At 51.0% G+C, this 19,552-nt stretch carries 21 protein-coding genes; 15 read left to right on the top strand and 6 right to left on the bottom strand.

What is annotated here, in order from left to right:
• The first annotated feature begins 89 nt into the window (after positions 1 to 89).
• Both IMQ48_RS05000 and add read left to right on the top strand, forming a co-directional pair.
• On the top strand, positions 90 to 1,478 hold the full coding sequence (locus IMQ48_RS05000; protein WP_196208129.1) for a GGDEF domain-containing protein: 1,389 nt from the start codon (positions 90 to 92) through the stop codon (positions 1,476 to 1,478).
• Positions 1,479 to 1,618: 140 nt separating this feature from the next.
• Positions 1,619 to 2,620: an adenosine deaminase gene (gene add / locus IMQ48_RS04995; RefSeq protein ID WP_196208128.1), complete on the top strand. Its 1,002-nt coding sequence runs from the start codon at positions 1,619 to 1,621 to the stop codon at positions 2,618 to 2,620.
• 76 nt (positions 2,621 to 2,696) lie between these two features.
• On the opposite strand, the gene IMQ48_RS04990 is transcribed toward add, so the two are convergent.
• Positions 2,697 to 3,743 (bottom strand): oxidoreductase, encoded by a 1,047-nt coding sequence (locus IMQ48_RS04990; RefSeq protein WP_196208127.1) that lies wholly within the window; start codon positions 3,741 to 3,743, stop codon positions 2,697 to 2,699.
• 241 nt (positions 3,744 to 3,984) lie between these two features.
• Between IMQ48_RS04990 and blr the strand changes: the two genes are divergently transcribed.
• The 12 genes from blr to gstA all read left to right on the top strand — a co-directional run bounded on the left by blr (position 3,985) and on the right by gstA (position 14,154).
• A complete protein-coding gene (gene blr, locus IMQ48_RS04985; RefSeq protein WP_135324875.1) occupies positions 3,985 to 4,110 on the top strand; it encodes a division septum protein Blr in 126 nt (41 codons plus the stop codon).
• 287 nt (positions 4,111 to 4,397) lie between these two features.
• Positions 4,398 to 4,613 carry a transcription modulator YdgT gene (ydgT, locus tag IMQ48_RS04980; protein ID WP_181619362.1) on the top strand — a complete coding sequence of 72 codons (216 nt, stop codon included), beginning with the start codon at positions 4,398 to 4,400 and terminating at the stop codon, positions 4,611 to 4,613.
• A gap of 93 nt (positions 4,614 to 4,706) precedes the next feature.
• The gene (locus tag IMQ48_RS04975) at positions 4,707 to 5,147 is read left to right on the top strand and encodes a DUF2569 domain-containing protein (protein ID WP_196208126.1); all 441 of its coding nucleotides are present in this window, start codon (positions 4,707 to 4,709) and stop codon (positions 5,145 to 5,147) included.
• Positions 5,148 to 5,223: 76 nt separating this feature from the next.
• Positions 5,224 to 5,805 carry an electron transport complex subunit RsxA gene (rsxA, locus tag IMQ48_RS04970; protein ID WP_196208125.1) on the top strand — a complete coding sequence of 194 codons (582 nt, stop codon included), beginning with the start codon at positions 5,224 to 5,226 and terminating at the stop codon, positions 5,803 to 5,805.
• Entirely contained in the window at positions 5,805 to 6,383 is a 579-nt protein-coding gene (gene rsxB, locus IMQ48_RS04965; protein WP_196208124.1) for an electron transport complex subunit RsxB, read from the top strand. The genes rsxA and rsxB overlap by 1 nt, the downstream gene beginning before the upstream one ends.
• A complete protein-coding gene (rsxC, locus tag IMQ48_RS04960) occupies positions 6,376 to 8,310 on the top strand; it encodes an electron transport complex subunit RsxC (RefSeq protein ID WP_196208123.1) in 1,935 nt (644 codons plus the stop codon). The genes rsxB and rsxC overlap by 8 nt, the downstream gene beginning before the upstream one ends.
• Positions 8,311 to 9,363: an electron transport complex subunit RsxD gene (gene rsxD / locus IMQ48_RS04955; protein ID WP_196208122.1), complete on the top strand. Its 1,053-nt coding sequence runs from the start codon at positions 8,311 to 8,313 to the stop codon at positions 9,361 to 9,363. It begins immediately after the preceding gene.
• Positions 9,364 to 9,372: 9 nt separating this feature from the next.
• Entirely contained in the window at positions 9,373 to 9,993 is a 621-nt protein-coding gene (gene rsxG, locus IMQ48_RS04950; RefSeq protein WP_196208121.1) for an electron transport complex subunit RsxG, read from the top strand.
• Between the two features lie 3 nt (positions 9,994 to 9,996).
• Positions 9,997 to 10,692: an electron transport complex subunit E gene (locus IMQ48_RS04945; protein ID WP_196208120.1), complete on the top strand. Its 696-nt coding sequence runs from the start codon at positions 9,997 to 9,999 to the stop codon at positions 10,690 to 10,692.
• Positions 10,689 to 11,324, top strand: a complete 636-nt coding sequence (gene nth, locus IMQ48_RS04940; protein ID WP_196208119.1) for an endonuclease III — start codon at positions 10,689 to 10,691, stop codon at positions 11,322 to 11,324. Before IMQ48_RS04945 ends, nth begins: the two co-directional genes overlap by 4 nt.
• A gap of 614 nt (positions 11,325 to 11,938) precedes the next feature.
• Positions 11,939 to 13,444: a dipeptide/tripeptide permease DtpA gene (gene dtpA, locus IMQ48_RS04935; RefSeq protein ID WP_196208118.1), complete on the top strand. Its 1,506-nt coding sequence runs from the start codon at positions 11,939 to 11,941 to the stop codon at positions 13,442 to 13,444.
• A gap of 104 nt (positions 13,445 to 13,548) precedes the next feature.
• Positions 13,549 to 14,154 (top strand): glutathione transferase GstA, encoded by a 606-nt coding sequence (gene gstA, locus IMQ48_RS04930; protein ID WP_196208117.1) that lies wholly within the window; start codon positions 13,549 to 13,551, stop codon positions 14,152 to 14,154.
• A gap of 81 nt (positions 14,155 to 14,235) precedes the next feature.
• On the opposite strand, the gene pdxY is transcribed toward gstA, so the two are convergent.
• From pdxY to anmK, 5 genes are all read right to left on the bottom strand, one after another.
• Positions 14,236 to 15,096, bottom strand: coding sequence for a pyridoxal kinase PdxY (gene pdxY / locus IMQ48_RS04925; protein WP_196208116.1), 861 nt, complete (start codon positions 15,094 to 15,096; stop codon positions 14,236 to 14,238).
• 55 nt (positions 15,097 to 15,151) lie between these two features.
• On the bottom strand, positions 15,152 to 16,426 hold the full coding sequence (tyrS, locus tag IMQ48_RS04920; protein WP_196208115.1) for a tyrosine--tRNA ligase: 1,275 nt from the start codon (positions 16,424 to 16,426) through the stop codon (positions 15,152 to 15,154).
• 126 nt (positions 16,427 to 16,552) lie between these two features.
• Positions 16,553 to 17,209, bottom strand: a complete 657-nt coding sequence (gene pdxH / locus IMQ48_RS04915; protein ID WP_196208114.1) for a pyridoxamine 5'-phosphate oxidase — start codon at positions 17,207 to 17,209, stop codon at positions 16,553 to 16,555.
• Positions 17,210 to 17,269: 60 nt separating this feature from the next.
• On the bottom strand, positions 17,270 to 17,593 hold the full coding sequence (mliC, locus tag IMQ48_RS04910; RefSeq protein WP_196208113.1) for a C-type lysozyme inhibitor: 324 nt from the start codon (positions 17,591 to 17,593) through the stop codon (positions 17,270 to 17,272).
• Between the two features lie 93 nt (positions 17,594 to 17,686).
• Positions 17,687 to 18,808: an anhydro-N-acetylmuramic acid kinase gene (anmK, locus tag IMQ48_RS04905; RefSeq protein WP_196208112.1), complete on the bottom strand. Its 1,122-nt coding sequence runs from the start codon at positions 18,806 to 18,808 to the stop codon at positions 17,687 to 17,689.
• A gap of 272 nt (positions 18,809 to 19,080) precedes the next feature.
• On the opposite strand from anmK, the gene slyB reads away from it, so the two are divergent.
• A complete protein-coding gene (gene slyB, locus IMQ48_RS04900) occupies positions 19,081 to 19,548 on the top strand; it encodes an outer membrane lipoprotein SlyB (protein ID WP_196208111.1) in 468 nt (155 codons plus the stop codon).
• The last annotated feature ends 4 nt before the right edge of the window (positions 19,549 to 19,552 follow it).

The raw sequence follows: 19,552 nt of genomic DNA, 5'->3' as shown, positions 1-19,552 counted from the left end.
CAAAATAAACAGCAATAAAAATCAAAAATGCGAAATACAAAGAGGTCAGAATGCTAAAAATATAGCGCCACCCCAGATACATAACAAAAATGAATACCTCGAAAGAACAGATTCACAAAAAAAATCTATTGGTTATTTCAGCCTTTTCTGTAACAGTCTTATTACTTTTTTTATTTATTTCCCCCAGCACTAAACACTATAGCCTTAGTGTTTACCCAGTTATTGCCACCTTTGCTGGTGCTCTGCATATCCAGATCGGTTGCTTTATGACGATGAATTACATCAGCAATCGCAAAAAAACGTTTCTGGTACCGTTAGCATGCGCATTCCATTGTTCTGGAATCCTGTTGTTTATTGCACTGTGTTTGTTTTTTTATGGTAAAGCGCCTTCTGGCGTTATTTATAACGATATTGCAGTGCTCTACTTTCTGAGAAACACATTAATTGCAGGGTTGTTTTTTGTCACCTATTATTTATACGCAAAAAGAAATAAAGAACAAAAATTATGTAATGCGGCTATCCACTTTACTTTTGCATGGTGTGCTATTCACCTGGTCATGGCGTTACTGTATTCAACCCGTATCCTTCCTCATACCTTCCTGCTAGTCAACCCAAATAGTAATGCCTGGCTCAGGCCATTGAGTGGTCTGGCAAGTTATAGTTTTATTCTAATGTGGGCTAGTATTGTTTTACTGGGCGCTATATTTACCCGACTTAAAAACCTGTTCTGGCTCAGTATGTCACTCGTTGCGCTGAGCAACCTGGTGAGCATTGCCATTATGCTGAAATACGCTTATATGGATTCAGCCGGATGGTACATTGCCCGGGGACTGGAATGTCTTAGTGCGATGGCAGTGATGATTGCACTCATGTCAGATATCTTCCAACGATATAAAACATCGCGTCAGGCATATGAATTGTCGTATCAGAATTCAGTCCGAGATCCTATGACGCGGATTTATAATCGGGGATATTTTTATTCATCCTTGAGCGCTGAGATTAAAAAAGTCAATGATAACAGACCATTAAGCATTATCTTCTGTGATATTGATTTTTTTAAATCGGTAAATGACACTTGGGGGCATTTACAGGGTGACCGGGTAATTATAAAACTTGCAGAAATAATTCAACAACAGAGTCGATGTCATGACGTTATCGCACGCATTGGCGGAGAAGAGTTCGCTATATTACTACCAGAAACCAGTGCGGATACTGCCTATAATATTGCTGAACGCATCAGAATAATCATTGAGCAACAAACACCTGACACGACTAACGGCGACTTTCCACGCACAATAACCATTAGCTTGGGTATTGTATCTTCTGCTGATAATCATGCCGCCGCCGAACAGTTGGCCGATTTAGCCGATCGTGCGCTGTATAAGGCTAAAAATCAGGGACGTAACTGTGTTGTCATTCATTCCGACGCAAGCGCCAATGTGATCACAACGCCTGCATTGACAATCACAGATATATAAATCCACTCAAAACATAATCAGATGAAATACCGCCAATAACCATGAATTTGAAAGGTCTTCGTGCTTTTATTTAATTTATTGGCGGATTTTAAATCTGTTGTATAATGCCCTGCACTTTACCTGTAACGAAGAGTGCGACCATGATTGATAAATTCCTCCCCTTAACCGACGTCCATCGCCACCTTGATGGCAACATTCGTGCGCAAACCATTCTCGATCTTGGCCGTCAGTTTAATTTAACGCTCCCCGCCCAAACGCTGGAAACGTTGATTCCCCATGTACAGGTCACCTCGACAGAGCCAGATTTAGTCAGTTTTTTGTCAAAGCTCGACTGGGGCGTAAAGGTGCTGGCTTCGCTGGATGCCTGCCGCCGCGTGGCATTTGAGAATATTGAAGATGCCGCCCGTAACGGACTGCATTATGTTGAACTGCGCTTTTCGCCGGGCTATATGGCGATGGCGCATCAACTCCCCGTCGCGGGTGTGGTTGAAGCGGTTGTTGCTGGCGTGCGCGAAGGCTGTACGGCTTTTGGCGTGGAAGCCCGCTTAATTGGCATCATGAGCCGTACCTTCGGCGAAGCCGCTTGCCTGCAAGAACTGGATGCGCTGTTAGCGCACCGCGACCACATTACCGCACTGGATCTGGCGGGTGACGAATTGGGCTTTCCGGGTAGCCTGTTCCTGTCTCATTTTAACCGGGCACGCGATGCTGGCTGGCATATTACTGTGCATGCCGGTGAAGCAGCAGGCCCTGAGAGCATCTGGCAGGCCATCCGAGAACTGGGTGCCGAACGTATTGGTCATGGCGTCAAAGCCGTAGAAGATCCTGCGTTAATGGATTTTCTTGCCGAGCAACGTATTGGTATTGAATCCTGTCTGACGTCTAACATCCAGACCAGCACCGTTGCTTCGCTGGCAGCGCATCCGCTGAAAACCTTCCTTGAACATGGCGTGTTAGCCAGTCTGAATACCGACGACCCAGCTGTTCAGGGAGTGGACATTATTCACGAATATACTGTTGCTGCTCCGGCAGCTGAGTTGAGCCGCGAACAGATCCGTCAGGCGCAAATCAATGGTCTGGAAATGGCGTTTTTGAGTACTGAAGAGAAACGTGCGTTGCGTGAGAAAGTCTCTGCGGCGTAACGATGTTATCCGGCCTACAGATTTCAAATGTAGGCCGGATAAGAGGCTTTAGCCTCGCCATCCGGCATCTCCGTAATCAGGCAAGACACAGCGTAGAACGATGTTTTGCCGATTCAATACCCAGCTCAATCAGTTCCATAATTTGAATGGCCTGCCGCGCCGGAACCGGATTTTCACCATTGCCGTTCAGCGCATCTCGGACACCTGCATAATAAGCTGGATAATTACCCGGCACGGTCAACCAGGTTTCTTCCACGCGTTCTTCGCCTTCTACCCGCGTCAACACGCCATCACGCATATCGTAGCCCCAATCTTCTTGCGGCAAACGTTCACCATTTTTTAAACGTTCTTCCTGCGGATCAAGGCCGTATTTCACATAACTCCCACGCGAACCGTGCACGATGTAGCGTGCCGACTCGGCTGCCGCCAGCATCGTACCGTGCAGAACCACACGACGCTGCGGATAAGTCAAAATGGCGTGGAAATAATCTGTCGATTGCGCACCGGGGCGCAACTGCGCCAGGTCTACCGTCAAACTGACGGGCAAACCAAACAGGTTAATGGCCTGATCCAGAAGATGCGGTGCTAAATCGTACCAGATACCACTACCAGGTCCACCCTGTTCACGCCAGCGGTCGCGGACCTGCGGGCGAAAACGGTCGAAGTGGGATTCAAAGTAGGCAACTTCACCCAGCACGCCATCTGCCAGTAGGGCTTTCAGCGTCAGGAAATCACTATCCCAACGGCGGTTATGGAAAACTGAGAGCACACGACCCAGGCTACGCGCCAGCGCATCCAGCTCGCGAGCTTGTGACAGTGTCACGGTAAACGGCTTATCGACAACCACGTGTTTACCCGCTTCCAGCGCCGCTTTCGCGAGCGGAAAATGCGTGTCATTCGGCGTGGGGATCACTATCAAGTCGATGCTGGGATCGTTAAACAGGTGTTTAGGCTCACTGACCACTGTAACGGAAGGCCAGTCTGCCTTCACTTTTGCTTCATCACTACTGGATACCGCAACCAGTTCCAGCCCCGGGGTGCCCACTATCAGAGGGGCATGGAAGGTTTTGCTGGCATAGCCATAGCCATAGCCAATCAGCCCAACGCGGATGTTGTCACTCATATTATTGCCTCTCTATTCTGGACTGACCTATTTCACACCATACATCGCAACGTCACAACCGTTTAATAACCTTTACGCGATAAAGGCCGTTACTTAACTTAAGTCAAACATATGCTACTTAGAGTTAACTTGCTGCGAAAAAGTCATCGAAATCGTTCCCGATGCTCTTGCCGTCTTACTTATTGATAAGTAACATTTGCCTCCTGTGTTTAAGGATAAATCAAAGCAAATGTCGTCAGTAATGAATCGTCTTATTGAGTTAACAGGTTGGATTGTTCTCGCGGTCTCCGTCATCCTTTTAGGTATTGCCACGCATATTGATAACTACCAGCCACCGGAACCGACGGCTGCGGTGCAGAAGAAATAACCCACGGCCTCCTTTTTTAACCCAGCAGTCATGCTGGGTTAGGCTGTAAAAGCGAAATTTCTGTCAAAAAAAGTGAATTATGCAGCACTCCACCCAGGCACTTATTGCCTGCGATTGCGAAGCGCGTTACCCTTTCAACGGGTGCTCATCGTGCCTGCGTTTCTGTCAGTACGATCACTCTTAATTTTTTCTTTGCACACCCCAGCGCTTTTACCTGTGCAACCCTTGTTTATTTTTTAATATTAACTACTCCGTTGGTGTTATTTTCTTAATATGGATCTCCGTATATGACCGTTCAGGATTACTTATTAAAATTCCGCAAAATCAGTTCACTCGAAAGCCTTGAAAAACTGTTCGACCATCTTAACTACACGCTCACCGACGATCGCGACATTATCAATATGTATCGCGCAGCGGATCACCGCCGGGCGGAGCTTATCTCCGGAGGACGCTTGTTCGACATCGGCCAGGTACCTAAATCCGTCTGGCATTATGTGCAATAAATAAGAAAGTAGCGCTCATCGTTAAAAGCTTTATAATAATCGCCCCAAAATGAATGGCATGTTTATTTTCGCACGCGTAAACCTGGAGAAGAGATGACGACGACACCGGCACAACGTATCGGAGGCTGGCTACTAGGGCCATTAGCCTGGCTGTTAGTGGCGTTGTTAAGCGCTTCGCTGGCGATACTGCTGTATGTGACTGCGCTGGCGACTCCGCAAACATTTCAGACGCTTGGCGAACAAAGCACCGCAAATTTGCTGTTATGGGGCGTTTCCTTTATTACCGCTATCGCTATGTGGTACTACACGCTGTGGCTGACTATCGCGTTTTTCAAACGCCGACGCTGTGTGCCCAAACACTACATTTTATGGTTACTGATCTCTGTGTTACTGGCCATTAAAGCTTTTGCGTTTTCACCCGTTCCGGATGCCTTTGCTGTGCGCCAGCTGCTGTTCCCGTTGTTAGCTGCGGCGCTGCTGGTACCCTATTTCAAGCGTTCGCAGCGCGTGAAAGCGACGTTTGTGAACCCGTAATAACCCTACAGTTAACCTGTTGTCGCCTGTTGTAGATTGACAGATAATAGGCGGCTTTTTTATTTCAGGCCGAAAAATGACTGATTACCTGCTGCTGTTTGTCGGAACTGTACTGGTCAATAACTTTGTACTGGTCAAGTTTCTGGGCCTCTGCCCCTTTATGGGCGTTTCCAAAAAACTGGAAACCGCGATGGGCATGGGCCTCGCCACGACCTTTGTAATGACGCTGGCATCGATTTGCGCATGGCTGATTGACACCTGGATCCTCATCCCGCTCGATCTCGTCTATTTGCGCACGCTGGCCTTTATTTTAGTCATCGCCGTAGTCGTGCAATTTACCGAGATGGTCGTACGCAAAACGAGCCCTGCGCTGTATCGCCTGTTGGGGATATTCTTACCGCTGATCACCACTAACTGTGCGGTACTGGGTGTTGCGTTGCTGAATATCAACCTTGGACACAACTTTTTACAGTCGGCGCTGTACGGTTTTTCCGCTGCCGTCGGCTTCTCGCTGGTGATGGTACTGTTCGCCGCCATTCGCGAACGTCTCGCCGTGGCAGATGTTCCCGCACCTTTTCGCGGTAATGCAATTGCGCTGATTACCGCCGGTTTAATGTCATTGGCCTTTATGGGCTTTAGTGGTTTGGTGAAGCTGTAATGAATGCTATCTGGATTGCCGTTGCCGCAGTGAGTCTGCTGGGTTTGGCGTTCGGCGCTATTTTAGGTTATGCCTCCCGGCGCTTTGCCGTTGAGGACGACCCTGTCGTAGAAAAAATTGATGAAATTCTCCCGCAAAGCCAGTGCGGCCAGTGCGGTTATCCTGGCTGTCGCCCGTACGCGGAAGCGATCGGCTGTCAGGGCGAAAAAATCAACCGCTGCGCCCCCGGAGGCGAAGCGGTAATGCTAAAAATTGCGACGCTGCTGAACGTTGATCCGCAGCCCATTGATGGCGATGAACAGGACATTACGCCGGTGCGTATGCTGGCGGTCATTGATGAAAATAATTGCATTGGCTGTACAAAGTGTATTCAGGCCTGCCCGGTTGATGCCATCGTCGGCGCGACGCGTGCGATGCATACAGTCATGAGCGATCTCTGCACCGGTTGTAATCTGTGCGTCGATCCCTGCCCGACCCAGTGTATTGAATTACGTCCGGTTGCCGAAACGCCTGATAGTTGGAAGTGGGATTTGAACACTATCCCCGTGCGTATCATTCCCGTGGAACAACATGTTTAAGCTATTCTCTGCATTCAGAAAAAACAAAATTTGGGACTTCGAAGGCGGCATTCATCCGCCTGAGATGAAAACCCAGTCAAACGGTACGCCGCTGCGACAGGTTCCGCTGCCGCCTCAACTGGTTATTCCGCTAAAGCAGCATATTGGCGCTGAGGGCGAACTGTGCGTGAACGTTGGTGACCACGTCCTGCGTGGTCAGGCGCTGACGCGCGGACGAGGCAAAATGCTGCCGGTGCATGCACCGACCTCCGGCACCGTTGCGGCCATTGCCCCACACTCGACTGCACATCCTTCAGCATTAGCCGAGCTCAGCGTCATTATTGATGCAGATGGCGAAGATCTCTGGATTGAACGCGACGGTTGGGCTGATTATCGTTCCCGCAGCCGGGAAGAACTCATTGCCCGTATACATCAGTTCGGTGTGGCTGGACTGGGCGGCGCAGGTTTTCCCACCGGCGTCAAATTACAGGGCGGTGGTGATAAAATTGAAACGCTGATCATCAATGCTGCGGAATGTGAGCCCTACATTACCGCTGACGATCGCCTGATGCAGGATTGTGCAGCTCAGGTGGTGGAAGGCATCCGCATTCTGGCCCACATTCTGCAGCCGCGCGAGATCCTGTTGGGGATTGAAGATAACAAACCACAGGCCATCTCTATGCTGCGCGCGGTGCTGGCGAACTCACATGATATCAGCCTGCGCGTTATCCCGACCAAATATCCTTCCGGCGGAGCGAAGCAACTGACCCAAATTCTGACCGGGAAGCAGGTCCCCCACGGTGGACGTTCCTCAGATATCGGCGTCCTGATGCAAAACGTCGGTACGGCCTATGCTGTCAAACGTGCCGTGATTGACGGGGAGCCGATCACCGAACGTGTTGTGACGCTGACTGGCGAAGCCGTCAGCCGCCCGGGTAACGTCTGGGCACGTTTAGGCACTCCGGTTCGCCACCTGCTTGATGATGCAGGCTTTTGCCCTTCCGCTGAACAGATAGTGATCATGGGCGGCCCGCTGATGGGCTTTACCCTTCCCTGGCTCGATGTTCCCGTGGTTAAGATCACTAACTGTCTTCTGGCGCCGTCTGCCAGTGAAATGGGCGAACAACAGGAAGAAAAAGGCTGTATCCGCTGTAGTGCCTGCGCCGACGCCTGCCCGGCCGATCTTCTTCCTCAACAGCTTTACTGGTTCAGTAAAGGCCAACAGCACGACAAAGCAGCCAGCCATAATATCGCTGACTGCATTGAATGCGGTGCCTGTGCCTGGGTTTGTCCCAGCAATATTCCATTAGTGCAGTACTTCCGTCAGGAAAAAGCCGAGATTTACGCCATCAGTCGGGAGGAAAAGCGCGCCGCAGAGGCAAAAGCGCGATTTGAAGCCAGGCAGGCGCGCCTGGAGCGAGAAAAAGCCGCGCGTCTTGAGCGTCATAAAAGCGCCGCCGTCCAGCCCGCTGCTAAGGACCATGATGCGATTGCTGCCGCGCTGGCCCGCGTGAAAGAAAAACAAGCTCAGGTTTTGCAGCCGGTTGTCATCCAGGCAGGAGAGAAACCTGATAATAGCGCCATCATTGCCGCCCGTGAGGCACGCAAGGCGCAAGCCCGCGCTAAGCAGGCGGAACGTTCTCCAAATGCCGAGAGCAACGCGGATGTCGATCCGCGCAAAGTAGCAGTAGAAGCGGCCATTGCCCGCGCCAAAGCCCGTAAGCTTGAGCAGCAGCAATCTAGCGCCGAGACCACCGAACCAGTTGATCCGCGCAAAGCAGCGGTAGAAGCGGCCATTGCCCGCGCCAAAGCCCGTAAGCTTGAGCAGCAGCAATCTAGCGCCGAGACCACCGAACCAGTTGATCCGCGCAAAGCCGCCGTTGCGGCCGCTATTGCACGCGCTCAGGCTAAAAAAGCCGCCCAGCAGCAGGTTGTTAACGAGGAATAAATGGTATTCAGAATCGCAAGCTCTCCCTATACCCATAACCAGCGCCAGACATCACGTATTATGCTGCTGGTGTTAATTGCTGCGTTACCGGGGATTGCCGCCCAGCTTTGGTTTTTTGGCTGGGGAACGTTGGTGCAGATTATCCTCGCTTCTGTCAGTGCTATCGCTGCCGAAGCTGGCGTGTTGAAACTGCGTAAGCAGCCAGTTGCCGCTATTTTAAAAGACAACTCAGCCTTGCTCACCGGGCTACTGCTTGCCGTCAGTATTCCGCCACTGGCACCATGGTGGATGGTGGTTTTGGGCACCGTATTTGCCGTTATCATTGCTAAACAGTTGTATGGCGGCCTCGGTCAGAACCCGTTTAACCCGGCGATGATTGGCTATGTGGTCCTGCTTATCTCCTTTCCTGTGCAGATGACCAGCTGGCTTCCCCCGCATGAAATTGCGGCCACGGTGCCGGGCTTTATTGACGCCCTGAACGTCATATTTGCCGGACATACCGCTAGCGGCGCTGATATGAACACCTTGCGGATGGGTATTGACGGCATTAGCCAGGCGACGCCGCTTGATACGTTCAAGACATCGTTGCATGCAGGGCGCACAGTTGAACAAGTTATGCAGTATCCCATTTACAGCGGGATGCTCGCAGGTGCTGGTTGGCAGTGGGTAAACCTGGCCTGGCTGGCGGGCGGCGTGATGCTATTGTGGAAAAACGCCATTCGCTGGCATATTCCGGTGAGTTTCCTGCTGTCGCTTGCGTTCTGTGCGACGTTAGGCTGGTTTTTCTCGCCGGAGACGCTGGCTTCACCGCAATTGCATTTGCTCTCTGGCGCAACCATGCTCGGCGCATTCTTCATTCTTACCGATCCCGTTACAGCATCGACAACCAACCGTGGTCGCCTGATTTTTGGCGCGCTTGCCGGTCTGTTAGTGTGGCTGATTCGCAGTTTTGGTGGGTATCCGGATGGCGTGGCCTTTGCCGTGTTGTTGGCAAATATCACGGTTCCCCTGATTGATTATTACACCCGCCCTCGCGTGTACGGACATCGCTAAGGACAACATATGCTGAAAACGATTCGTAAACACGGTATCACTCTGGCACTCTTTGCCGCAGGCTCTACGGGGTTAACGGCGGCAATCAATCAGTTGACCAAGTCCACGATTGATGAGCAGGCAACGCTGCAGCAAAAAGCGCTGTTTGATCAAGTTCTGCCGACAGACCGCTACAATAACAGCCTGCGCGACAGCTGCTATCTGGTTACAGCCCCGGCATTAGGTAAAGGGACGCACCGTGTTTATATCGCCCGTCAGGACGATCGTCCGGTCGCAGCGATTCTGGAGGCTACGGCACCAGATGGCTATTCCGGTGCGATCCAACTACTGGTAGGTGTCGATTTTAATGGTACAGTACTGGGTACGCGGGTCACCGAGCATCATGAAACGCCAGGTCTGGGTGATAAAATTGAGTTACGGCTGTCCGGCTGGATAACCCACTTTACCGGTAAAACAATCTCAGCTGAAAACGATCCTCATTGGGCAGTGAAAAAAGATGGCGGTGACTTCGACCAGTTCACTGGCGCCACCATCACTCCGCGCGCGGTCGTCAATGCGGTGAAACGCGCAGGCCTGTATGCGCAGACGCTACCTGCGCAACTTCCTCAACTTCCCGCCTGTGGAGAATAAACCATGAGCGAAATTAAAGACGTCATTGTTCAGGGGCTGTGGAAAAACAACTCCGCGTTGGTACAGCTACTCGGTATGTGTCCACTGCTGGCAGTCACCTCTACCGCTACCAATGCTCTCGGACTGGGGCTTGCTACCACGCTGGTTTTAACGCTAACCAACCTGACCATCTCTGCCCTGCGCCGCTGGACGCCGTCTGAGATTCGTATTCCGATTTACGTCATGATCATCGCTTCAGTGGTCAGTGCCGTACAGATGCTCATCAACGCCTACGCCTTTGGTCTGTATCAGTCTCTGGGGATCTTCATCCCTCTGATTGTGACCAACTGTATTGTGGTTGGTCGTGCCGAGGCCTTTGCGGCAAAAAAAGGCCCCGCACTTTCCGCGCTGGACGGTTTTTCCATTGGGATGGGGGCAACCGGCGCAATGTTTGTGCTGGGTTCATTGCGCGAGATTATTGGCAACGGCACGTTGTTTGATGGTGCAGACGGCCTGCTGGGGAGCTGGGCAAAAGTGCTGCGCGTTGAGATATTCCACACGGACACGCCATTCTTATTAGCTATGCTGCCACCAGGCGCATTCATCGGGCTTGGGCTGATGTTGGCCGGCAAGTACCTTATTGACGAGAAGATGAAGAAACGTCGCGCAGAGTCTGCTGTGGCAAACACTCCGGCGAGTGAGACAGGGAATGTGTCATGAACAAAGCAAAACGGCTGGAAATACTGACGCGACTACGCGATAACAATCCACACCCTACTACCGAACTCAATTTTACATCGCCGTTTGAGCTGCTGATTTCCGTGCTGCTTTCGGCACAGGCAACCGACGTCAGCGTCAATAAAGCCACTGCGAAGCTGTACCCCGTAGCCAATACTCCAGCGGCAATGCTGGAACTCGGTGTCGACGGGGTGAAGTCTTATATTAAGACGATCGGATTGTTCAACAGCAAAGCGGAAAACGTGATTAAAACCTGCCGTATTTTGCTTGAAAAACACCACGGTGAGGTACCTGAGGACAGAGCAGCACTCGAAGCACTGCCTGGAGTCGGGCGTAAAACCGCCAACGTGGTGCTTAATACCGCTTTTGGCTGGCCGACTATCGCCGTCGATACTCACATCTTTAGGGTCTGTAATCGAACACAATTCGCGCCCGGAAAAAACGTCGAGCAGGTCGAAGAAAAATTACTGAAAGTCGTTCCCAGTGAATTTAAAGTCGATTGCCATCACTGGTTGATTCTTCACGGTCGCTACACCTGCATCGCCAGGAAGCCGCGCTGCGGCTCCTGTATCATCGAAGATCTCTGCGAATTCAAAGAAAAAGTCGACATTTGAAACGACAGGGGTAACGCCAGTTGCCCCTTCTTACCATAACGATTAGTTATGCACTCCCCAATTGTTTATTCCCCGACAATGATGCCATGCTACTGCTCATATCTAATGCAATATTCTTGTGTATTAGCACCTGAGCAGGTTAATCGTTTTTTTAGTAGTAGAAATTTCTATCTATACGTGAACAGGATCACATTGATAACTCAATGTTAAATTTTTATATTTTTATAGTTAAAATAACAATCGAATGACCTTAGACCTGCCTTTCGATACAAAAGATTACACTGGCTATTTTTCATATAATGGCCTATATCACTGGATTCAACGGCAAATAGCAGAACATATCGCCACCTTGCGGCTTTAACCCCCATTTAACAGTGAAAAAATCTGCCTTTTTTCAATTGAAGAAATTTAACGCTAGATAACATTTCTCAACCCCAACGATTTCACCAGAATGGATATATGTAACAGAGTATTACAAACCCCTTGCCTGAAGGGGCAAGATAGTGAACATTACTTGCCGTTTCCCCTCCCACTATAACAATCGGACGGATGAACTTGACTCATCACGTACCAGAACACCCCCGTAAATATGGGATGTAAAAAAAGAGGTAAAAGTGTCTACTGCAAACAATAAACCAACTGAAAGCGTTAGCTTAAACGCCTTCAAACAACCAAAAGCGTTCTATCTCATTTTCTCAATTGAGTTGTGGGAGCGTTTTGGCTACTACGGCCTGCAAGGGATTATGGCCGTCTACCTGGTAAAACAGCTGGGTATGTCAGAAGCGGACTCCATCACCCTTTTCTCATCCTTTAGCGCCCTGGTTTACGGCCTGGTGGCTGTTGGCGGCTGGTTAGGTGATAAAGTTCTGGGCACGAAGCGTGTCATTATGCTGGGTGCCATTGTGCTGGCTATCGGTTATGCACTGGTTGCATGGTCCGGTCATGATGCGGGTATCGTTTATATGGGTATGGCGGCCATCGCGGTCGGTAATGGCCTGTTCAAAGCGAACCCCTCCTCCCTGCTCTCTACCTGTTATGCAAAAGATGACCCGCGTCTTGATGGTGCATTTACCATGTACTACATGTCCGTCAACATCGGTTCATTCTTCTCAATGCTTGCAACACCATGGCTGGCAGCACGTTACGGCTGGAGCACCGCGTTCGCACTGAGCGTCGTCGGGATGTTGATTACCGTCGTAAACTTCGCATTCTGCCAACGTTGGGTTAAACAGTACGGTTCTAAACCTGACTTCGAGCCAATCAACTTCCGTAATCTGCTGCTGACCATTGTTGGCGTAGTGGTGTTGATCGCTATCGCAACTTGGTTGCTGCACAACCAGGGTATCGCACGTATGGTTCTGGGCGTGATTGCGCTGGGCATCGTGTTTGTCTTCGGTAAAGAAGCCTTCGCCATGAAGGGTGCTGCGCGTCGTAAAATGATCGTCGCCTTCATTCTTATGCTCGAAGCGATTATCTTCTTTGTGCTGTACAGCCAGATGCCGACGTCACTGAACTTCTTTGCAATTCGTAACGTTGAACACTCTATTCTGGGCATCGCCTTTGAACCAGAACAGTATCAGGCACTGAACCCTTTCTGGATCATCATTGGTAGCCCGATCCTTGCCGCTATCTATAACAAGATGGGTGACACCCTGCCAATGCCGACCAAGTTCGCTATCGGTATGGTGCTGTGTTCCGGCGCATTCCTGATCCTGCCGCTGGGTGCAAAATTTGCCACCGATGCGGGTATCGTTTCTGTTAACTGGCTGATCATCTGCTACGGCCTGCAGAGTATCGGTGAACTGATGATCTCTGGTCTGGGCCTGGCAATGGTTGCGCAACTGGTTCCACAGCGCTTGATGGGCTTCATCATGGGTAGCTGGTTCCTGACGACTGCGGGTGCAAACCTCATCGGTGGTTATGTTGCTAACATGATGGCCGTACCGGAGAACGTAACCGACCCACTGATGTCACTGGAAGTCTATGGTCGCGTGTTCCTGCAGATCGGTGTTGCAACGGCAGTTATCGCTGTTCTGATGCTGCTGACCGCACCGAAACTGAACCGTATGACTCAGGACGATGATGTCAGCGAGAAAGCCTCTAAGGCCGCGACAGCGTAATTCTCAGGGAAACATCTTTTCAGGCCGCTAACTGACGTTAGCGGCTTTTTTTTTGCATGAGGTGGCACTACCATACGATATACCTCAGCCAAAAGGAGTTACCGATGAAACTGTTCTACAAACCGGGTGCGTGTTCTCTTGCTTGCCACATCACGCTTCGTGAGAGCGGTAAAGATTTCACGTTGGATGGTGTTGATCTGATGAAGAAACGTCTTGAAAACGGCGATGATTTTTTCGCGGTAAACCCAAAAGGACAAGTTCCAGCCCTAGTGCTGGATGACGGTACGCTACTGACCGAAGGCGTGGCCATCATGCAATACCTGGCCGACACAGTGCCAGACCGCCAACTTCTCGCCCCTACCAGCAGCCTCTCGCGCTATAAGACACTGGAATGGCTTAACTTTATTGCGACAGAACTGCATAAAGGCTTTACGCCATTGTTCCGTCCCGATACCCCGGATGAGTACAAACCGACTGTCCGCGCGCTGCTTGAGAAAAAAATGCAGTATGTGAATGAGTCGCTGAAGGGCAACCCATGGATCTGCGGTCAGCGCTTTTCGATTGCAGATGCCTATCTGTTCACCGTGCTACGTTGGGCGTATGCCGTGAAATTGAATGTGGAAGGATTAAGCCATATCGAAGCTTATATGACACGGATGGCTGAGCGTCCGGCAGTGGCAGCGGCGCTTAAGGCAGAAGGGTTGAATTAATGGTTATTGCCGGGTGGCGCATGCTTACCCGGCCTACAGCCAAACGTAGGCCCGATAAGCGTGAGAGCCATCGGGCATTGATTACAGCTGAGTCGCGCTAAAATAGTGTTCCGGTTTTGCGATGCGATCCTGCGCGGCAACCACCTGCAGTTCATACTCATGCATCTCTTTGGTCGCAATCATAATCTCATACACCGCCGCCGTCACATGCTCAAGCGCCTGCTGCACTGTCGCGCCCTGTAACAGTTTCACTAACAACAAACCGCTGGTAACATCACCGACGCCTACAGGTTGACGCGTGCCAAAATCCACCAACGGACGGCTGATATGCCACGCCTGCTCAGCGGTGACCAGCAGCATCTCGAAACGGTCGGAACTCATCCCTGCGCGAGCAAGATGTTTCACCAGCACCACCTCCGGCCCCTGAGCAATCAACTCCCGCGCCGCTGATACCGCTTCGTTGACGTTGCCTACCGTATGCTCACAAAGAATCTCCAGCTCAACCAAATTAGGCGCGATAATATCGCTAGCCGGTAACGCATGACGCACGTGAAACTCGGCGACACCTGGTGCGACAATACAGCCTTTTTCCGGATGTCCCATAACAGGATCGCAGAAATACTTCGCCTGTGGATTAGCCGCCTTCACCTGACGGACAATTCCCAGAATATGTTCGCCTTGTTCTGCTGAACCGAGATACCCGCTCAGTACTGCATCACAGGTCTTTAGTTTATCGATATCAGCGATACCCTGGACTATCTCTGTGAGGTGGCTGGGTGGCATCACGCAGCCGGTCCATTTGCCGTATTGTGTATGGTTAGAAAACTGAACGGTATTAAGAGGCCAGACGTTGGCGCCAAGACGACGCATCGGAAATTCTGCTGCACTATTGCCCGCATGGCCAAAAACGACGTGGGACTGGATGGCGAGGATATTCTTCATTTTTTTACCTGAACAAAAATAAGGGAGTGATTTCTCACTCCCATTACTTAACGCATTATTTCCAGCAAATCAGACAATAGTTCTTTTTGCCGCGGCGCAGTAACGTGTAGCGCCCGAACAAAATGTCACTGTCCTGGAAGAAGTATTCCGGATCCGACTGTTTTTCGCCGTTAATGGTCACCGCATTCGACGCAATGGTCTTACGCGCCTGACCGCGAGACGGCTGCAGTTCTGAGTCCACCAGCGCCTGCATCAGATCGGCACCTTTTTCCATTTCGATCATAGGGACGCCATCCTGCGCCAGTTGCTCGAAGTCGGCTTCGCTGAGATCGCCCAAGTTCCCGTTGAACAGGCTTTCGGTGATGCGTTTTGCGGCCACCAGACCTTCTTCACCATGAACCAGACGCGTAACCTGCTCCGCCAGAACATACTGGGCACGAGGTGCTTTACCGCTGTTCTTATCTTCCTCTTCCAGGGCATTGATCTCTTCAATGTCCATAAAGGTGAAGAACTTAAGGAAGCGATAGACGTCAGCATCAGCGGTGTTAATCCAGAACTGATAGAACTTGTACGGACTGGTTTTCTTCGGATCGAGCCAGACTGCGCCACCTTCTGTTTTACCGAATTTCGTCCCGTCTGCTTTGGTAATCAGCGGAACCGTCAGGCCAAATACCTGATTCTGGTGCAAACGACGGGTCAGATCGATACCGGAGGTAATATTACCCCACTGATCAGACCCCCCGATTTGTAGCGCCACGCCATGCAGTTTGTTCAGGCAGGCGAAGTCGTACCCTTGCAGCAGGTTGTAAGAAAACTCGGTAAAGGAGATGCCCTGATCGTCACGGTTCAGACGCTGCTTCACCGCTTCTTTGTTGATCATCTGGTTCACAGAGAAATGCTTGCCGATATCACGCAGGAAAGTCAGTACGTTCATACCGCCAAACCAGTCGTAGTTGTTCGCAGCAATCGCAGAGTTGTCGCCACAGTCGAAATCGAGGAACGGTGCAACCTGTTTGCGGATTTTATCCACCCACTCTTGCACGGTGTCTTCGGTATTCAGTTTACGCTCGGCAGCTTTAAAGCTCGGGTCACCAATCAGACCGGTTGCACCACCTACCAGTGCGACAGGCTTATGACCCGCCTGCTGGAAGCGTTTCAGGCATAACAATGGAACCAGATGCCCCAAATGCAAGCTGTCAGCGGTAGGATCGAAGCCGCAATAGAGCGCGATCGGGCCTTGCGCCAGTCGCTCTGCTAACGCTTCTTCGTCCGTCACCTGGGCCACCAGCCCCCGCTCTTGCAATTGTTTAATCAAGTTACTGCTTGCCATCAAAATCTCCATGTATAAAACGACTGCACCTTTGCCGGTACACGACTTTTCGCCTGATGCGAAAGAGACATAGAATAAAGCGCCGGATTCATCAGCACCAGCGCTTAAAACAAGAATTTTGCATCTTTAGGGCGCCAGGCGATCGATTTTCCACGCGTTCTCTTCACGCTGGTATAAAAAACGATCGTGTAAGCGGTTTTCGCCGCCCTGCCAGAACTCTATTTGCTCAATGCTCACGCGAAAGCCGCCCCAGAAACTTGGCAACGGGACTTCTCCTTGCTGAAACTTTTGCTTCAGTTCAAGAAATTTGCTTTCAAGAATACCGCGCGCGGAGATACGACTGGACTGTTTTGATACCCAGGCACCGATTTGGCTGTCGCGAGGGCGGCTGTGGAAATACTTCACCACCTCAAGTGTGGAAAGACGTTCGGCCTTACCGATTACCATCACCTGTCGTTCCAGCGTATGCCAGGGGAACAGCAGGCTAATGCGAGGATTATGCTCTATCTGGTGCGCCTTACGGCTACCCATGTTGGTATAAAACACCAACCCTTTGTCATCATAATGTTTGAGCAACACGATGCGCTGATACGGCTGCCCATTTTCATCGACAGTGGCAACGACCATGGCGGTAGGATCGGCGAGTTTAGCTTCACAGGCTTGTCTCAGCCAGCGCTCAAAAAGCGCAAGCGGCTCGGCGGGAAGATCGTGGCGGCGAAGACCGCCTTTCGTGTATTCACGGCGCAGATGTGCGATTTGCTGCAATTCGTCGTTATCAGACATGATGTTTGGGCTACGGATTGTCAGTGGGTGACGCTATTGTGCGCCGCCCAGGTGAAAATCTCAACGCTTCGGGTTCTGTAACTGACAGTTATTTAACACAACTCTGTCGCGTTTGTAGACCGTCGCGCCGTCGCCTTTAGACCAGAAGACGTAGATGCCATCGGTGTAGCGCGCGCCCGATGCCGAAACACCCTGTTTAAGATTCACTAACTGATTATCATAAACAAAGCTCGCCGTTTGTTGGGTGTTATTCAATTTCACGGTCAGCGGTTTTTCATCACAACGGTATTCGAGGGTATTCGTTTGCATACGCTCGACAAACTGGTTGTAGACACTACAGCCGGTAAGCAGTACCGGCAAACATACCAATAACAGTTTTTTCATAGTCCTATCCTGAAGACATTCCTGGTCCCGGAGGGTAAATACACCCTCCCTAACATCCCTAGTTTAGCGACATCGTCGCCAGGATAATTTCAGTTAACTCTGAGTTCGCGGATTAGCAGGGAAAATAGCGCCTAAAACGCTGGACTCTGCCGCCCCCGTGACTGAGGGTAAATTACCTGGTAATCCCGCCAGCGTTCGCCATGCCAGCCAAGCAAAGGCTAGTGCTTCCATATCATCACCGCTAATGCCGGCCTCGTCGGTTGAGGTCACTTCCGTGCCCGGCAGCAGTGCCGCCAGACGCATCATCAGCAGAGGATTACGGCTTCCGCCGCCACACACCATTAATCGTTCGCAGCCACCGCTCAGCAAAACCTGCTCGGATATCGTCACCGCTGTCAGTTCAGCAAGCGTCGCCTGCACATCACGTGGCGCCAGTCCCGGAAACTGCGCCAGATGACGCTCGATCCAGCCGTAATTGAAGTACTCACGACCGGTGCTTTTAGGTGCCGGCGCGGCAAAATAGGGATCGCTCAGCATACTTTGCAACAACGGCAGGATAACCGTGCCTTCGCAGGCCCACTGCGCGTCTTTGTCGTAGGGTTGGCCACATTGACGCCAGATCCAGGCGTCCATCAACATATTGCCAGGTCCGGTATCGTATCCCCGTACGGGGCGCTGAGGGATCAGCAGAGACAAATTAGCAATACCGCCGATGTTCAATACCATCCGACGTTCCGTTGGGTGCGCCAACAACGCCTGATGAAAAGCCGGAACCAGTGGTGCACCCTGCCCGCCTAGCGCGACATCACGCCGGCGAAAATCGCCGACTACGGTGATGCCGGTATGCGCCACAATCTGGTTGTTGTCGCCAATTTGCAGGGTATGCGGCGCGCTGCCTGTCGGTTCATGCCAGACGGTTTGCCCGTGGCAACCAACCGCGACAATATCCTGCGGTTGTAATTTTTGCTGCGTCAGCAGCGCATTTACCGCCTCGGCGAACAGACGGCCCAATCGCGTATCCAGTTGCCCATACTGCGACAGCGTGAGCTGCTGCCCCTGGCAAACATCGAGAATAGCCTGTTTCAAATGGAGGGGGATGGGCCAGGTCAGACTCGCCTGCTGCGCAACCATCGTTTCATCTATTGCCGCCAGCACAACATCAACACCATCAAGGCTGGTTCCAGACATAACACCGATAAAACGGCCCGATTTCATACGTCATCCTTTTAGCAAGTTAGCCTTGACACTCAACCATAAAGTGCTGATTAATTCCATGCTTCATTGATGATTTTTGATGGCAAACCATGACACCCCACCATCTATTCAATCAATTTAATGAATGATTCGTTTATACTCAGTTAACCTGATTTCGGTTAAGATTTTCATATTGTTCCAGTAGAACATGTGACCTTGGGCTCACAAATGCCATATAATTTAACCATGAAGGGTGTTTTATTAGCGTTTCGTGGTGTAAAGGAGAGTTATAAATGATTAAACGTGCACTGATTGTTTCATTAATGGGATTATCTTTAGCGGGTTGTGTTAACAACGATAGTCTTTCAGGTGACGTGTATACCGCATCCGAAGCGAAACAGGTTCAGAACGTGACCTACGGTACGATCGTTCATGTTCGTCCGGTACAAATTCAGGGTGGCGATGACGCCAACGTCATCGGTGCTATCGGCGGTGCGGTACTCGGTGGATTCCTCGGTAACACAGTTGGTGGCGGTACCGGTCGTTCATTAGCCACGGCGGCTGGTGCGGTAGCGGGCGGCGTAGCAGGTCAAAGCGTCCAGGGTGCGATCAATAAAACCCAGGGTGTGGAACTGGAAATCCGTAAGGATGACGGTAATACCATCATGGTAGTGCAGAAACAAGGCGCGACCAAATTTGCAGCAGGCCAGCGTGTTGTGATGGCGAGCAACGGCAAAGAAGTTACCGTTTCTCCGCGCTAATCGA

This window comes from Citrobacter sp. Res13-Sevr-PEB04-36 (assembly GCF_015672735.1).
Lineage (GTDB): Bacteria > Pseudomonadota > Gammaproteobacteria > Enterobacterales > Enterobacteriaceae > Citrobacter.
Note: the sequence above shows the minus strand (reverse complement) of the source record. Positions and strands in the feature narration are given on the sequence as shown.

Coding starts and splice junctions, on each gene's coding strand:
- rsxG (WP_196208121.1), top strand. CDS start 9,373: ATGCTGAAAACGATTCGTAAACACGGTATCACTCTGGCACTCTTTGCC.
- IMQ48_RS04945 (WP_196208120.1), top strand. CDS start 9,997: ATGAGCGAAATTAAAGACGTCATTGTTCAGGGGCTGTGGAAAAACAAC.
- rsxC (WP_196208123.1), top strand. CDS start 6,376: ATGTTTAAGCTATTCTCTGCATTCAGAAAAAACAAAATTTGGGACTTC.
- IMQ48_RS04975 (WP_196208126.1), top strand. CDS start 4,707: ATGACGACGACACCGGCACAACGTATCGGAGGCTGGCTACTAGGGCCA.
- mliC (WP_196208113.1), bottom strand. CDS start 17,593: ATGAAAAAACTGTTATTGGTATGTTTGCCGGTACTGCTTACCGGCTGT.
- pdxH (WP_196208114.1), bottom strand. CDS start 17,209: ATGTCTGATAACGACGAATTGCAGCAAATCGCACATCTGCGCCGTGAA.
- ydgT (WP_181619362.1), top strand. CDS start 4,398: ATGACCGTTCAGGATTACTTATTAAAATTCCGCAAAATCAGTTCACTC.
- nth (WP_196208119.1), top strand. CDS start 10,689: ATGAACAAAGCAAAACGGCTGGAAATACTGACGCGACTACGCGATAAC.
- blr (WP_135324875.1), top strand. CDS start 3,985: ATGAATCGTCTTATTGAGTTAACAGGTTGGATTGTTCTCGCGGTCTCC.
- IMQ48_RS05000 (WP_196208129.1), top strand. CDS start 90: ATGAATACCTCGAAAGAACAGATTCACAAAAAAAATCTATTGGTTATT.
- rsxA (WP_196208125.1), top strand. CDS start 5,224: ATGACTGATTACCTGCTGCTGTTTGTCGGAACTGTACTGGTCAATAAC.
- anmK (WP_196208112.1), bottom strand. CDS start 18,808: ATGAAATCGGGCCGTTTTATCGGTGTTATGTCTGGAACCAGCCTTGAT.
- tyrS (WP_196208115.1), bottom strand. CDS start 16,426: ATGGCAAGCAGTAACTTGATTAAACAATTGCAAGAGCGGGGGCTGGTG.
- rsxD (WP_196208122.1), top strand. CDS start 8,311: ATGGTATTCAGAATCGCAAGCTCTCCCTATACCCATAACCAGCGCCAG.
- IMQ48_RS04990 (WP_196208127.1), bottom strand. CDS start 3,743: ATGAGTGACAACATCCGCGTTGGGCTGATTGGCTATGGCTATGGCTAT.
- rsxB (WP_196208124.1), top strand. CDS start 5,805: ATGAATGCTATCTGGATTGCCGTTGCCGCAGTGAGTCTGCTGGGTTTG.
- slyB (WP_196208111.1), top strand. CDS start 19,081: ATGATTAAACGTGCACTGATTGTTTCATTAATGGGATTATCTTTAGCG.
- gstA (WP_196208117.1), top strand. CDS start 13,549: ATGAAACTGTTCTACAAACCGGGTGCGTGTTCTCTTGCTTGCCACATC.
- pdxY (WP_196208116.1), bottom strand. CDS start 15,096: ATGAAGAATATCCTCGCCATCCAGTCCCACGTCGTTTTTGGCCATGCG.
- add (WP_196208128.1), top strand. CDS start 1,619: ATGATTGATAAATTCCTCCCCTTAACCGACGTCCATCGCCACCTTGAT.